This is a genomic window from Leucobacter ruminantium, assembly GCF_017565705.1.
Classification (GTDB): domain Bacteria; phylum Actinomycetota; class Actinomycetes; order Actinomycetales; family Microbacteriaceae; genus Leucobacter; species Leucobacter ruminantium.
On the sequence record NZ_JAGDYL010000005.1, the window covers coordinates 204,484 to 218,926 of the forward strand.

Annotated in this window: 12 protein-coding genes and 1 riboswitch; of the genes, 5 read left to right on the forward strand and 7 right to left on the reverse strand. The window is 70.8% G+C overall.

The features are described 5' to 3' along the window. The first annotated feature begins 31 nt into the window (after nucleotides 1-31). The 5 genes from J4H91_RS04345 to J4H91_RS04365 all read left to right on the forward strand — a co-directional run bounded on the left by J4H91_RS04345 (nucleotide 32) and on the right by J4H91_RS04365 (nucleotide 5,239). On the forward strand, nucleotides 32-643 hold the full coding sequence (locus J4H91_RS04345; RefSeq protein ID WP_208045027.1) for a hypothetical protein: 612 nt from the start codon (nucleotides 32-34) through the stop codon (nucleotides 641-643). Further along, nucleotides 640-1,632, forward strand: a complete 993-nt coding sequence (locus J4H91_RS04350; protein ID WP_208045028.1) for a cation diffusion facilitator family transporter — start codon at nucleotides 640-642, stop codon at nucleotides 1,630-1,632. The genes J4H91_RS04345 and J4H91_RS04350 overlap by 4 nt, the downstream gene beginning before the upstream one ends. Beyond that, nucleotides 1,629-2,663, forward strand: a complete 1,035-nt coding sequence (locus J4H91_RS04355) for a DNA topoisomerase IB (protein ID WP_208045029.1) — start codon at nucleotides 1,629-1,631, stop codon at nucleotides 2,661-2,663. The genes J4H91_RS04350 and J4H91_RS04355 overlap by 4 nt, the downstream gene beginning before the upstream one ends. A 61-nt stretch (nucleotides 2,664-2,724) precedes the next feature. Beyond that, nucleotides 2,725-3,819 (forward strand): acyltransferase family protein, encoded by a 1,095-nt coding sequence (locus J4H91_RS04360; RefSeq protein WP_208045030.1) that lies wholly within the window; start codon nucleotides 2,725-2,727, stop codon nucleotides 3,817-3,819. 70 nt (nucleotides 3,820-3,889) lie between these two features. Then, complete coding sequence (locus J4H91_RS04365) at nucleotides 3,890-5,239, forward strand: Fic family protein (RefSeq protein WP_208045031.1); 1,350 nt, start codon at nucleotides 3,890-3,892, stop codon at nucleotides 5,237-5,239. 102 nt (nucleotides 5,240-5,341) lie between these two features. Here the strand turns inward: J4H91_RS04365 and J4H91_RS04370 are convergent, their stop codons facing one another. The 7 genes from J4H91_RS04370 to J4H91_RS04400 all read right to left on the reverse strand — a co-directional run bounded on the left by J4H91_RS04370 (nucleotide 5,342) and on the right by J4H91_RS04400 (nucleotide 14,353). Further along, nucleotides 5,342-7,357, reverse strand: coding sequence for an ABC transporter transmembrane domain-containing protein (locus J4H91_RS04370; protein WP_208045032.1), 2,016 nt, complete (start codon nucleotides 7,355-7,357; stop codon nucleotides 5,342-5,344). A gap of 72 nt (nucleotides 7,358-7,429) precedes the next feature. Then, nucleotides 7,430-7,915 carry a 6,7-dimethyl-8-ribityllumazine synthase gene (gene ribH, locus J4H91_RS04375; RefSeq protein WP_208045033.1) on the reverse strand — a complete coding sequence of 162 codons (486 nt, stop codon included), beginning with the start codon at nucleotides 7,913-7,915 and terminating at the stop codon, nucleotides 7,430-7,432. A 60-nt stretch (nucleotides 7,916-7,975) separates the two neighbouring features. After that, nucleotides 7,976-9,250 carry a GTP cyclohydrolase II gene (gene ribA / locus J4H91_RS04380; protein WP_208045034.1) on the reverse strand — a complete coding sequence of 425 codons (1,275 nt, stop codon included), beginning with the start codon at nucleotides 9,248-9,250 and terminating at the stop codon, nucleotides 7,976-7,978. Beyond that, nucleotides 9,247-9,918, reverse strand: a complete 672-nt coding sequence (locus J4H91_RS04385) for a riboflavin synthase (RefSeq protein WP_208045035.1) — start codon at nucleotides 9,916-9,918, stop codon at nucleotides 9,247-9,249. The genes ribA and J4H91_RS04385 overlap by 4 nt, the downstream gene beginning before the upstream one ends. Continuing rightward, nucleotides 9,918-11,096 (reverse strand): bifunctional diaminohydroxyphosphoribosylaminopyrimidine deaminase/5-amino-6-(5-phosphoribosylamino)uracil reductase RibD, encoded by a 1,179-nt coding sequence (locus J4H91_RS04390; protein WP_208045036.1) that lies wholly within the window; start codon nucleotides 11,094-11,096, stop codon nucleotides 9,918-9,920. The genes J4H91_RS04385 and J4H91_RS04390 overlap by 1 nt, the downstream gene beginning before the upstream one ends. Before the next feature lie 52 nt (nucleotides 11,097-11,148). Further along, nucleotides 11,149-11,288: riboswitch (FMN riboswitch) on the reverse strand. A gap of 58 nt (nucleotides 11,289-11,346) precedes the next feature. After that, on the reverse strand, nucleotides 11,347-12,141 hold the full coding sequence (locus J4H91_RS04395; protein WP_243752600.1) for a DUF1345 domain-containing protein: 795 nt from the start codon (nucleotides 12,139-12,141) through the stop codon (nucleotides 11,347-11,349). Nucleotide 12,142: 1 nt separating this feature from the next. Beyond that, the gene (locus J4H91_RS04400; RefSeq protein ID WP_208045037.1) at nucleotides 12,143-14,353 is read right to left on the reverse strand and encodes a bifunctional lysylphosphatidylglycerol flippase/synthetase MprF; all 2,211 of its coding nucleotides are present in this window, start codon (nucleotides 14,351-14,353) and stop codon (nucleotides 12,143-12,145) included. Between the last annotated feature and the right edge of the window lie 90 nt (nucleotides 14,354-14,443).

The following is a 14,443-nucleotide window of genomic DNA, read 5'->3' on the forward strand; positions in this document are numbered from 1 at the left end:
CACCGCTGCTGTGATCCAGCACACTCGAATCATGCGAGCGAACGGGGTGGCGGGGAACGGCGGGAATGGAACGCGCGGCCGTCGTATCGGCCGGACCCGCGGTCGGGCGTTGCGCGTGTGCGGTGCGGCGCTCGCGATCGCGCTGCTCGGCCCGTCGCTCCAGGCCTGCGGCGTCCGGGTGCCCGCCGACCCCGATGGCACGCTCGACACGGTCTCCGGCGGTACTCTGCGCATCGGTCTCTCGCCCGAGCCGGGCCTCGTCGATGTGACGGCGAGGGATCCCTCGGGGCCTCTTGTCGATGCCGCCGCCCGCGTCGCGGAAGAGCTCGATGCCGAGCCGGAATGGACCGTTCGCGGCGAGGAGGGTCTCGTCGGCATGATCGAGCGCGACGAGCTCGATCTCGCCGTCGGCGGCTTCACAGAGGACACGCCGTGGACCGACAGGGTCGGCGTGAGCCGCGCCTTCGACCGCTTGCCGGGAGCCGAAGGCCGGCGCGTCGTCGTTCTGGTGCTCATGGGCGAGAATGCGTTTCTCAGCGAAGTAGAGGAGATCCTCGACGCGGAGTCGCAACCGAAGGCGGACGCGGAGTCGCAGCCGCGCGCGCAGCAGAATCCGGAGCAGAACCCGGAGCGCGCATCATGAGCCGCGCGGCCTTCGTGCAGGGAGAGCGCGAGCACCTGCCGGAGGAGCAGCAGCGGGCGTTGAAGCGCGCCGTGCGCTGGCAGTTCTTCACGATCGGCTACACGGGCGTCACGATCGTGCTCATCGCGCTCGTGATGGGCGAGTCGCAGGCGATGAAGACGGCCTGGGTCGAGGACATGCTCTCGCTGATCCCGCAGATCGCATTCCTGATCGCGCTGCTCTACCGGCGTCGGCCGACGACGCGTATGCATCCCTACGGGCGCCACCGCGCGATGGGCGTGGGACACCTCGTGGCCGGGGTGGCGCTGTTCGCCGTGGGCGCGAACCTCGCGGTCGACTCCGCGATCGGGCTGTTCGCAGCGGAGCATCCGACGATCGGCAGCGTGCAGCTGTTCGGGCACACCTTCTGGTCGGGGTGGTTGATGGTGGGTGTCATGGCGGTCACGGTGATCGGACCGGTCTTCCTCTACGGCCCGGTGAAGGCGAAGCTCGCCCCCGTACTCCACAACAAGGTGCTCTACGCCGACGCCGACATGGCGAAGGCCGACTGGCAGAGCACGGCAGCGTCCATCATCGGCGTGCTGGGCGTGGGGTTCGGGCTGTGGTGGTTCGACGGTGCGGCCGCGATCGTGATCTCGGCGGGGATCGTGTGGGACGGGGTGCGCAACACGCGCTCCGCACTCGCCGACCTGATGGACCGCAGCGCCCGCACGGTCGACGACTCCGAGCCGCACCCGCTGGGCGTGCGCGTGATCGAGGAGCTGGAGCAGGAGGACTGGGTGGCGGAGGCGGGAGTACGCGTGCGCGATGAAGGGCAGGTACTGCACATCGAGGCCTTCGTGCGCCCGCACGACGCCGATGTCAGTCTCGAGCGGCTCGGTGCGGCCGCGGAGCGGATCGCGGCTCTCGACTGGAAGGTGCACGACGTCGTCGTGGTGCCGAGCGACCCGCTGCCCGACTACGCCGAGCGCCGGGGCGGCTCCCGGTGAGCGCACGGCGCGCGCGAGGCGGACGACGGTCGGGCACGGGCACGCGGCGCCGACCGATCACGCGCGAGTTCGTGGACGGGAAGCCGGTGTATCGGCTGGTGGGCCGCAAGATCACGAGCGCCCGCGAGATCGAGCGGTTGAACGCGCTCGCGATCCCTCCGGCGTGGACGGAGGTCGAGATCGCGCGCTCGCCGTCCGCGAAGGTGCTGGCGCGCGGTCGCGATGCGGCGGGACGCACGCAGACGATCTACCATCCCGCGTATCGCAGGCGGAGGGATCGGGAGAAGTTCGATCGGGTGACGCGCTTCGCCGAGGCGCTGCCCGCGCTTCGTGCCCGGGTCGACAGGGACCTGCGCCGTCGCAGCCTCAGCCGCGATCGGGTGGTGGCGGGGGTCGTGCGGCTCATCGATCGGCAGTTCTTCAGGGTGGGCAACGTCGAGTACGCGAAGAGCACCGGGAGCTTCGGAGCCACGACCGTGCGACGCGAGCACGTGCGCGTGACGAGCGAGACCGTGCTGTTCGACTTCATCGGGAAGAGCGGCAAACGGCACAGGCGCAGGGTGAGGGATCCGAGAGTGGCGCGACTCGTCGCTCGGCTCATGGAACTGCCCGGCCCCGAGGTGTTCCGATTCTTCGACGAGGACGGGGTCGTGCACCGTCTCGACAGCCGGCACGTCAACGCATACGTGAAGCGGCATATGGGAGAGGAGTTCTCGGCGAAGGACTTCCGGACCTGGGGAGGCACACTGCTCGCAGCCTCGCTGCTGTTCGAGGCGGACCCCGCGGAACTCGCCGACGCCAAGGCCGCGGCGGCCGCTCGCAGAGCCGCGGTGCGCGAGGTCGCCGAGCGCCTCGGCAACACCGCCGCCGTCGCGCAGTCCTCGTACATCGATCCCCGAGTGCTCGAGGCGTTCGAGAACCCGACCGCGGTGGAGCGCGTGCGGAGCGCGCGGATCAGGCCCCGGCGCTACCTCGGCATCGAGGAGCAGCGCACGCTGCGCCTGCTGCGCGAGCAGCGAGGTGCCCGCTGATCTCCCGGGCGCAGGAGGTCGACGAACCGGCCCGGCAGGGGTTCCGCATAGGGTAGACAGCGTGACCGCAACGACCGCCGCACCCGCCAGGCAGACGAGGCCGCGCATCGCCCTCTGGGACAACGCCCGCTTCGCGTTGATCCTCCTCGTCGTGATCGGGCACGTCGTCTCGACGGTGCGCACCGACTCGCCCCTCGGTTTCGGGCTCTACGCCTACATCTACCTGTTCCACATGCCGGCGATGATCCTGCTGTCGGGCATGTTCTCGCGCCCCGAGACGACGCCGAAGGCGGTGAAGTCGACGGTGCAGCTGGCGGTGATCTGGCTGCTGTGGGAGGGCATCTGGGCGCTCGCCCACCTGCTCACGGAAGGCAAGGGGCTCGGCAAGGGCTTCCTCGTCTCGCCGGCCTGGACGCTGTGGTTCCTCGTCACCCTCGTGACCATGCGTCTGCTGCTGCCCTACATCGCGCGGCTGCGGCACCCGCTCGTCGTCTCGAGCGCGCTGGCGCTGCTCGGCGGCCTCAGTCCGGTCATCGGCACCGAGTTCTCGGCGGCGCGCACGCTGACGTTCCTGCCGTTCTTCGTGCTCGGCTGGATGGCGAGGGATCGCGGCTGGCTCGATGGCCGGTGGTTCACGCATCCTACGCCCGTGCTGCGCGGTCTCGGCTGGGCCGTGCTCGGTGGCGTCGCGCTCGTCTTCGTGCTCGAACCTCGCTTTCGGGACTTCTGGCGCATCGACCGCTGGCTGACCTGGCGCGACGACTATCTGCGCGTCTTCGAGCGAGCCCCGATCGGCGACTGGCAGCCCGAGGGGTGGCTGGGCACGGCGGCGGGAGGGATCCCTATCGCCGCAGCACTGCTGCTCATCGCGGCGCTGATGACCTTCGCGCTGCTCATCGTGCTGCCCCGCCGCGAGACGTCCGTCACGCCCTGGGGGTCGCGCACGCTCTACGTCTACCTGCTGCACGGCCCGATCGTGTACGGGCTGCGGGCGACGGGGGCCGTCGAACTGTTCAACTCGTGGGGCGCGCTCGGGATGCTGGGCCTCGTGCTCGTCGCGACAGCGATCACGGCGCTGCTCTCCATGCGCTGGGTGACGGTCGTGTTCCGCCCGATCATCGAGCCCCCGGTCGACTGGCTGCTGCGCCGCGACTGAGGGGGAACCCGACACCCGATATAAAGTTAAAGAAAAAGAAAATTTTGTTTTCTTTTGCTATGATGGATCGATGGTACTCCGTTCCCCGGCCCCGGATCTCGAAGAGCTTCAGCACAAGCTCGGTTCGGACTCGCGCCGATTTGTGGAACTCATCATGTCGCCGCCGCTGGACGATTCGCGGTACTGGCACTGGGATCAGTTGCGGCATCGATCACCCCCGGAGGGGCTGACCCACGAGGAGTGGTGGCTGAAGCTCAAACTGCAGCGCTCGGCGCAGAGGCGCGAGGTGCCGCTGGAGGCGAAGGACGGACGGCCGTTCTTCTTCGTGATGAGCGACGAGGTGCTGCAGCTGTCTGAGGAGATCGCCAGACGGGCCGGTGGGAACGTCCTGGGCGGTGGGAACGCGCTGACCTCGGCCGGCCGTGACGGCTTCATCGTGCGGTCACTGGTCGAGGAGTCGATCACCTCAAGCCAGCTCGAAGGAGCATCGACCAGCAGGCGGGCCGCAGTCGAGATGATCGATACCGGCCGAGAACCCGTCGACGTCTCGGAGCTGATGATTCTGAACAACTATCTTGCGATGAAGCAGGTTTCGGCGAGATCGGACGATCCCCTGACGCCTGATTGGGTGCTGGAACTCCACGCGGACCTCACCGCCGGAACGCTCGAGGATCCGGGGCAGGCGGGGAGACTCGAACGACCCGAGGAGGAGCGCGTTCGGGTGTGGCACGGAGAGCATCTGGTCCATACGCCGCCGCCCGCGGGGCAGCTGCCCGAGCGCCTGGTTCGGCTGTGCGCCTTCGCGAACGGCGCCGTCTCCAGCGCGCCGTATATCCCCCCGGTGGTGCGCGCGACCATCACCCACTTCATGTTCGGCTATGACCACTACTTCGCCGATGGAAATGGGCGCACGGCGAGGTTGGCGTTCTACTGGTCGATGCTGCACAACGGCTACTGGCTTGCGGAGTATCTGGCTATCTCGAAGATCCTCAAGGAGGCGCCCGGTCAGTACGGGGACAGCTACGAGTACAGCGAGGATGACGATGGGGATCTCACCTACTTCATACTGCATCAGCTGCGGGTGATCGTGCGCGCACTCGATGAGCTGGATGCGTACATCGAGATGCGTCGCTCCGAGGCGGATCGCGTACGAGGCGCGCTCAGGGGCGCGTCGGTGGATTTCAACGCTCGGCAGACGAGCGTCATCGAATGGCTCTCGCGCGAGGGCGTGGTAGCGGTGACCGCGAATGAGATATCCAGGAGATATGGCGTGACGCTTCCGACGGCCCGCGCCGACCTGATGCGGTTGGAAGATGTCGGACTGCTGGAGCGCGGCTCTTCGAAGAAGCCGATCGTATGGAAGCCGGTAGCTGGGTTGTCGAAGCGGATCGCAGATCTTGGCACCCCGAAAGAAAATTAAGGAAAATCTCGTTTTCTATTTTCTTTTGTTTCCCGGTGTCGCAGGCGGAGGTGACGGCTCGAGGGATCGAGCGCGAGGGCGACGGATCGCCGCGGGGGATCCCTACTCCGCGTCCGAGGGCACGAGCAGCTGGTGCTGCGCGAGCTCGCGGTAGAGCGGCGTCGTCGCGACGAGCTCCGCGTGCGTGCCCTCGCCGACCACCCGGCCCCCGTCGAGCACCACGATCTTGTCGGAGTCGACGACGGTCGAGAGCCGGTGGGCGATCACGATCAGGGTGCGCCCGGTCGACACGGAGTCGAGCGCCTCGCGCATGAGCCGCTCGTTCACCCCGTCGAGCGACGCGGTCGATTCGTCGAGCAGCAGGATCGGGGGCGCGGTGAGCAGTGCCCGCGCGATCGCGAGCCGTTGCTTCTCGCCACCCGAGAGCATGATGCCGTTCTCGCCGACCTGCAGGTCGAGGGCATCCGAGGGAGAGGCCGAGGGATCCCTGTCGAGCAGACCGCCGAGATTCACGGCCCGCAGCACCCGCTCGCACGCGGCGTCGCTCGCATCGGGCGAGGCGAGGCGCAGGTTGTCTCGGAGGCTGCCCGCGAGCACCGGCGCGTCCTGCTCGACGTAGCCGAGCTGGGCGCGAAGCTCGGCGCGGTCGAGGGTGCGCAGGTCGGCGCCGTAGAGCGACACGGCGCCGGCGTCGGGGTCGTAGAAGCGCTCGATGAGCCCCAGCACGGTCGACTTGCCCGCGCCAGACGGGCCGACGAGCGCGACGCGGGAGCCGCGCGGCACCTCGAAGCTCACACCGTGCAGCACGGGCGTCTCGACGACGGGGGCGGGTGCCGCCTCGGCGTCGCGTCGCGAGCCGCGCCCGCCGCGCACGAGCTCCCGGGCGTCGGCGCGCTCGGGGGCCGCCGAGCGGTAGGTGAAGTGCACGTCGGAGAGACGGATCGCCGGGGCGTAGTCGAGGCTCGAGGCCTCGAGCGGCTCGATGCGCCCGAGGGGCGATCGCTCCGCGTCGTGCGCGGTCTCGGTGGGCAGCGCGTCGATCTCCTGGATGCGGCCCAGGGCGCCGAGCGCCTGGTTCACCGCCGCGATCGCGCCGAAGGCCTGGCCGAGGGGCGCGACCATCATGAACAGGAAGATGATGAATGTGACGAGCTGCGCGATGCCGATGGCACCGGAGGCGACCCGGTAGCCGCCGAAGCCGAGCACGGCGAGCAGCGACACCTGCATCGCGATGAACGACACCGGCACGATGAGCGCCGAGATGCGGGCGACGCGCACGCCGAACCCGTATGCGGCCTCGGCCTCAGCCTCGATGGCTGCCCGCTCGCGCTCGGCGGCACCCGCCGCGCGGATGGTGCGCATCGAGCCGATCGCGCGGTCCACGGCCGCGGCCAGGTCGCCCACTTTCTCCTGCGCGCGGGCGACGGCGGGTCTGATCCGCATCGACAGCAGCACCACGACGACGAGCGAGACGGCGATGATGCCGAAGGTCACGAGGAACAGGAAGGGATCGATGACGAGCATGCCGATGAGTGCGCCGACGAACAGCAGCGCCCCGCCGATCGCCTCCACGAGCCCCTGCGTGAGCACCGCGCGGAGCAGGGTCGTGTCGCTGCCGACGCGCGAGACGAGATCGCCCGTGCGGCGCCGGTCGAACTCGGGGATGGGCAGGTGCAGGATCTTGGCGATGAGCCGCCGCCGCGAGCTCAGCACGACGTCCTCGCCCATGCGCTGCAGCAGGTAGTGCTGGTAGCTGTCGAGGAGCGCGCTCACGAGCACGAGCACGATGAGCACCACGACGAGCAGGCCGAGGGGCGCCGACTGCTGCACCCGTTCGATGACCTGCCCCACGAGCAGCGGCTGGGCGAGCGAGACGACGGCGCTGATCAGGCTGATCGCGATGATGAAGGCGAGCTTGCCGCGCTGCTCGAAGAGGTAGGGGAGCAGCTGGCGGAATGTCGCCCTGGGCCCGCGTGGGCCGTCGTCGGCCTTTCCGCGCCCCCGGGGCGCGGGGCCCCCGGCATCGGCGGGACCGTCTTCGGCTGCGGAGCCGTTCGCGTCTGCGGGGCCGTTCGCGGGATCCGGGTCTGCCGCGGGTGCTTCGGGGTGCTCTGCCACGAGCCCCAGCCTAGGCGAGTGCGCTGCGAGCCCGCTGACGCCCGCGGGCGTCAGCGGGGCGAGGGATCCGACTCAGCCGGCCGAGCCCAGGATCGCCCGCGTCGCGAGCGCGAGGTGCAGCGCGGCCTCGGCGGCCTCCCGTCCCTTCGACTCGGGGGCGCCGGGGCGGCCCGAGCGGTCGAGCGCCTGCTGCTCGGTGTCGGTGGTGAGCACGCCGAAGCCGACCGGCTTGCCCGCGTCGAGCTGCACGCGCGTCAGGCCGTCGGTGACGGCGTTGCAGACGTAGTCGAAGTGAGGGGTGCCACCGCGGATGATCACGCCGAGGCAGACCGCCGCGTCGAATCCGCCCTCGGGCGACAGTGCGGCCTGCGCGGCGAGCGGCAGCTCGAAGGCGCCCGCCACGCGGAACACGTCGTGCTCGGCGCCCGACGCGGCGACGGTCTCCTCCGCGCCTGCGACGAGCGATCCCATGACCTCCTCGTGCCAGCTGCCTGCGATGATGGCGACGCGCAGTCCGGTCGCGTCGACGGTGAGGTCGGGTGCTCCTGCTCCGCTCATGCGGGTGCTCCTTCGGGGTGCTGTGGTGTTCGGTGGTGGTGGCCCGCGGTTTGGACGCGCTCAGTGCACGTCGTCGGGCAGCTGGTGCCCCATGCGGTCGCGCTTCGTGACGAGGTAGCCGAGGTTGCGCTCGTTGACCCCGGTGACGAGGGGCACGCGCTCGCTCACGACGATGCCGTGCTCCTCGAGCTGCCGCACCTTCTCGGGGTTGTTCGTGAGCAGGCGCACGCGCTCGATGCCGAGCTCTGCGAGGATCTCCGCCGCGGCCGTGTAGTCGCGCGCGTCGGCGGGCAGGCCGAGCTGCAGATTGGCGTCGAGGGTGTCGAGTCCCTGGTCCTGCAGCTGGTAGGCGCGCAGCTTGTTGGCGAGGCCGATCCCTCGCCCCTCGTGCCCGCGCAGGTAGACGACGACGCCGCCGCGCTCGTGCACGAGCTCCAGGGCCGAGTCGAGCTGAGGGCCGCACTCGCACTTGAGGGATCCGAACGCCTCGCCCGTGATGCACTCGGAGTGCACGCGCACGAGCGCCTCGCCGCTCGGCATCGAACCGTCGGGGCCCGGTGCGACGAGTGCGACGTGGTCGACGCCCGCCCGACGGTCGCGGTAGGCGATCGCGCGGAACTCGCCGTGCACGGTGGGCAGCAGTGCGTCGGCGCGTCGGCTGACGTGGCGGCGCTGCTGCGGCTCCGACGGGGCGGGCGCGCCCTCCGGGTCGTGTTCGTTCAGGTAGGCGATGAGCTGCTCGATCGTCACGACGGGCACGCCCTCGCGCTCGCCGAGCTCGATGAGGCCGGGCAGCCGCATCATCTCGCCGTCCTCGGCGACGATCTCCGCGATCGCCGCGACGGGACGGAGGCCTGCGAGGCGCATGAGCTCGACGGCCGCCTCGGTGTGGCCGTTGCGGGCGCGCACGCCTCCCGGCACGGCGCGCAGGGGCAGCACGTGGCCGGGGCGCCGCACGTCCTCGGGTTCGGCGGCGGGGTTCGCGAGGGCCCGCAGCGTCGTCGCGCGGTCGCTCGCGCTGATGCCGGTGGTCACGCCGTGGGTCGCGTCGACCGTCACGGTGTAGGCGGTGCCGCGCACGTCCTCGTTGCGCGACACCATCATCGGCAGGTCGAGCTGGTCGGCGATCTCGTCGGTCATGGGTGCGCAGAGCAGGCCCGACGACCAGCGCACGGTCCACGCGATCCACTCGGGGCGTGCGAGCTCGGCCGAGATGATGACGTCGCCCTCGTTCTCGCGGTCCTCGTTGTCGGCGACGATGACGGGGCGGCCGGACCTGATCGCCTCGACCGCCTCCTCGATGGTGGCGATGCCGGGGGTGCTGGTGCTGCTCATGCTGCGTGTCCTTCGGTGGTGGGGTCGGTGGGGCCGGGCTCGTCGGTGCTCGCGAAGGCGAGCATGCGGGCGACGTGGCGGGCGATGATGTCGGTCTCGACGTTCACGCGGCCGCCCGGGGCGAGGGATCCGAGCGTCGTGGCGGCGAGCGTCTCGGGGATGAGCGAGACCTCGAACCACTGCTCCGGCTCGGCGGCCCCTGCGATGGCCGACACGGTGAGGGAGACGCCCGAGAGCGTCACGGATCCCTTGTCGACGAGCAGCGGGGCCAGCTCCCGCGAGAGAGAGAAGCGCAGCGTGCGCCATGCCGGGTGGGGTGTGATGGAGAGGAGCTCGGCGGTTCCGTCGACGTGGCCCTGCACGATGTGACCGCCCAGGCGGGTGTCGGCGCGCACCGCGCGCTCCAGGTTGACGGGGCTGCCGACCTCGAGGTCGCCGAGCGCCGACATGCGGAGCGACTGCCGCATGACGTCGGCGGCGAACGCCCCGCGGCCGTCCGCGGTCTCGAAGCGGTCGACGACCGTGAGGCAGACGCCCGAGACGCAGATGGACGCGCCGTGCTCGGCGTCGCTCGTGACCAGCGGGCCCGCGATCGAGAGCCGCAGCGAGTCGACGACCGGTTCTATCGCGACGACCTCGCCGACCTCCTCGATGAGTCCGGTGAACATCAGATCTCCTCCTCGGTAGCGGTGGGAATCGTGGAAAGGCTCGGGCGCTCGACGGCGGCCCGCACGAGCAGGTCGTCGCCGAGGCGTTCGACCGCGGCGGTGCGCAGCCGCAGGATCCCTCGCATGTCGGCGACGCCGATGTCGCCGAGCGCGAGTCGCGGCCCGCCGAGCAGCGCGGGCGCGAGGTAGACGAGCACTTCGTCGGCGAGGCCGGCCGCGATGAGCGAGCTCGCCACGGCGGGGCCGCCCTCGACGAAGAGCCTGCGCACGCCCAGTTCGGCGAGTCCGGCGAGGTCGGCCGCGAGGTCGTCGCCCCGCAGCCGCACCGGTTCGCCCAGGCCACGGGCGGCGAGCGCCGGGTGCTGCAGCACACGCGATCCGCGAGGGATCGGGCGATGCCCGAGCACCACGGGCACGGGCTGCTCGGCTGCCGGCACGAGCAGCCCGCCGTCCGCATCTCGAGCGGTGAGCGCCGGGTCGTCGGCGAGCAGGGTGCCCGTGCCGACGAGGATCGCGTCGGCCTCGGCGCGGCGCCGGTGCACGTCCGCCCGCGCCTCGGGGCCGGTGATCCAGCGGCTGGAGCCGTCGGCGGCCGCAGCCCGCCCGTCGAGGGTCTGCGCCCATTTCACGGTGACGTGCGGACGGATACGGACCCCTCCGCCGTCCTGCGGATGCTCCCCCTCGTCCGGTGCGGACGGAGTGAGTCGCAGGATCCCTCGCTGCTCCTGCTCCTGCCGCCGCAGCCACTCGGAGTTCAGTGCGCGCACCTCGCCCGCGAGCACGCCGCCCCGCACCTCGATGCCCGCCCCGCGCAGCGTCTCGGCTCCGCCGGAGGAGTCCCGCCCAGGATCGGCCAGGCCGAAGGCCACGGCTCCGATGCCGAACTCGACGAGCGCGACGGCGCAGGGGCCCGTGCGGCCCGTGTGGTTGCACGGTTCGAGGGTCACGACAGCGGTGAGCTCGCCCCGGCGCGAGGTCCACGCCTCGGGAAGGCGCGAGAGCGCGTCGACCTCGGCGTGGGGGGTGCCGGAACCTCGGTGCCAGCCCTCGGAGACGATGCGGCCCTCCGGGTCGAGGATCGTGCAGCCGACCTGCGGGTTCGGGTCGAGGGCCGGTCCGCGGCGCGCGAGGGCGATGGCGCGACGCATCGCGTCCTCGATGATCGCCTGCTCGAGCATCCCGTTCGCTTCCCGTACCGGGGTGCGCGAATCGCCGCGGGGATGCCGCGGCCTCGCGTTCCTCCCATCCGGACTAGGGCGCGAATGCCCCCATCACCGTCGGCCCCGGAATTCCACCGGATCAACCGAGCATCTGCTCGGCTCGCGGGCTCTGACCGCCGGTTCGGAATCACACCGACCCCGGAACACTGCAACCACTGTACTCCCTTCGCGACCGGTGCGCGGCTCCGCCGTCGGCGAACGCGATCCCTCAGCCGAAGATCTCGGAGAAGAGGCTCCCGTTCATGATCAGGTTGAGCGCGAGCGCGATCAGCAGCGCGTTGAAGAAGAACGCGATCGAGGTGTGCCACACGACGGTCCACCGCATTCGCGTAGTCAGCACCTGCACGTCGGAGACCGAGAAGGTGGTCGCGTTGGTGAAGGCGAGGTAGACGAAGTCGACCAGCCGAGGCTCATCCGTGCCGGGGAAGCGCAGCGGCGGTTCGGCCGCCCGGTGGTAGTGCGAGAAGTAGACGCGCGCATAGCCCCAGTTGAACATCGCCCACGAGAGCAGCAGTGCGCAGACCGCGCTGAACTCCGCGAAGGGATCGTGCGCGCCCCTGCCCACCTGGATGAGCAGGTCGAGCGCCACCGACAGACCGAGCAGGCTCGCGCCGAGGCTGATGACGGTCGACAGCGCTCGGGCCAGTGGATGGCCGACGAGCGCGCGGAGTGCGCGCGGGTCGGGGCGGTGGCTGCGCACCAGCAGGTTGAGCCCGAGCGCGGTCGCGCCGAGGTACGCGAAGGCGACGATGCACCAGCTGAAGCGGAGCACCGTGTCGGTGGCGGGATCGTCGGAGCCCCAGATGGTCTCGGCGCCGATCCATACGAGCAGCAGCTGCAGCAGCACGCCGACGACTTCGGCGCCGACCGTGAGCGCGGCGAGGGCGTGGCCACCGCGCCGCATCGCAGGCACGCCGTCCGTCGCGTTCGTTCCGGGCGAGTGGTCCGTGCCGCTCGTCGGGGGCGTTCCGCGGGCCCCGTTCGCTCCGGGTGTTCCGTGCATCTCAGCCACCTCCATCACTCCGCGCCGTCGTCGCTGCCGAGGTCACGAGCTCGTGCAGCGATGCATCGGGCAGATAGGCCCGCGTGATCGCGATGCCGATGCGCGGCAGGTCGCCCTCGTCGCGGAAGAGCAGGTAGAGCGATTCGTGCCGCGGATTGAACTTCTGCTTGAAGCGGTGCAGCGATTTGAATCCGTAGAGCGGTTCGATGAGGCCGCCGATCTGCTCGAGCACCTGGTCTACGGGGCCGGCCTCCGCATCCGCCGGCCGCACGAGCGGGGCCCCCGACAGCGACACGAACTCGTAGCCGCGCTCCGAGAACCACATGGCCGACGATGCGATGAGAAACTCCATGACGGGTGGGAAGCCGCCGTCGCGTCGGCGCATCAGGTCGAGCGTCCACCCGATCACCCGCGGTTCGCCAGCGACCGCGGTGCCGTAGACCGGGAGCCATGAGGTCACGCCGTGCAGATTCCCCTCGCCGTCGACGGCGAGGCCGACGTACACCTCCGGGTCGAGCGCCTCCTCGACGGTGCCGAGCGTGAAGCGCATCTCGGGGAGCCCCTTGTCGCCCGTCCACTGCTCCGAGATGGCGCGCACCTGGGCGAGCACGTTCCACGGCTCCTCCGCGAGCCGCACCATGCGGAATCCGACGCCCTCGCGGCCGGCCCGGTTGATCGCCGTGCGCACCGCGCCCCACGGCTTGCCCGTGAACGCGAGCCCGGGCAGGTCGACGATCGTGTCCTCCGCGACGATCACCGAGCGCCAGCCCTCCGGCACGGCCGCCGCGGTCCTCGCGCTCGCCGAGAAGGCGCACGGGATGAGTCCGGCCTCCTCCGTCACGCGCGCGAACTCGGCCATCGCGGCTGCTTCGCCGCCCTCGGGCACGACGGGGTCGCCGAGCATGATCGCGACGCCCGCCCACGATTGGTACGCGATCGCGCCCGATCCCTCGCCCCCGACGGCCGACGGCCCGGAGGTCTCCTCCGCAGCCTCGGCGGGGTCCGCCTCGCCGACCGCGATGCGCTGGTTGCCCTCCCAGGTCGTCATCCAGGAGATGGTGTCGCCGCCGTCGCGCCTGAGCCGCTCGATCAGCTGCTCCCTGGAGATCGACGCTGCGGCGAGGGATCGCCGCGACTTGCGCAGCCTCACCCGGAACGCGCCGCGCGCCAGGGTCACGAGCACCATCAGCGCGAGCCAGAACAGCGCCGGGCCCAGCACGAAGCCGAAGGCCTGCGGCACCGAGTCGATCAGCCTCTGCTCGAGCAGGGTCGGCAGCAGCCCGAGCACGGCGACCGCGGTCAGCAGGTTGAACGCGCCGAGAACGAGTACGACGACCCACGCGACGCGGTATCCCTGCCGGATGCCGTTCGCGACGAGCAGGATGACGACGACGTCGATCGCGACGTCGGCGGCGGAGGCATAGGGATCATTGGCGCCGAGCGGCCCGTCGTAGGGCACGACGAGATCGAGCACCTGGATCGCGCCGATCGCGACGAGCCCGGAGAAGGCGAGCAGCCTCCACTCCCGCTGCGTGGGCCGCCCGGCCGGGCGTCGGAACGCCGGGAGCCAGCCGCTCACGATGAGCGCGGCGGTCAGGGCGACCGCGTGCTCGAGGTCGTCGAGCCTGCCGAGGTAGAGCACGGAGATGCCGACCCAGATGCCCACGGCGAGACGGGCGCGCAGGCGCCACGGAGCAGGCAGTGTGGCGATCGCGAAGACGAGGGCGGTGAGCGCGCCGCACGACGGGCCGACGTCGAGACCTGCGGCGACGCGCTCCGCCCACTCCCAGCCGCTGTGCGCGACGAGGGCCAGGATCCCTGCCGAGCCGAGCACGCCGACCAGATGCCCCGCGACGAAGAGGACGGCCGTGCGCAGTGAGCCGAAGCGCCACTCGGCCCAGCCGACGCCGCCGATCACGAGCGGCAGCAGCGTCAGATAGACGAGCGGGTGCGTCACGAAGAACGGCGAGACCGCGAGCGTCCACCAGCGCCCGTCGGAGAACGCGGGGAGGCCGGTCCCGACCCGGTCGAACCAGGGCTGGTCGGCGGTGGCCGAGATCAGCGTGCCCGTCGCAGCGCCCACGACGAGAAGGGCGAGCACGAGAGCGGCGGTGAACGGCGTGCGCCTCAGCGCGGCGACAAGACGGCTCGGTGCTCGGCCGGCGCCCTCCGCCGCTGCGGAATCGGGGTGGCCGGCTGCCTCGTCAGTCATGGATCCAGTCTAGGGATCGACCCGCTCGCGGGAACAGCGCCTGCCAGAATGGGAGCACACCCGCCGTCCACCCGCGTCCCAGGGAGCCAG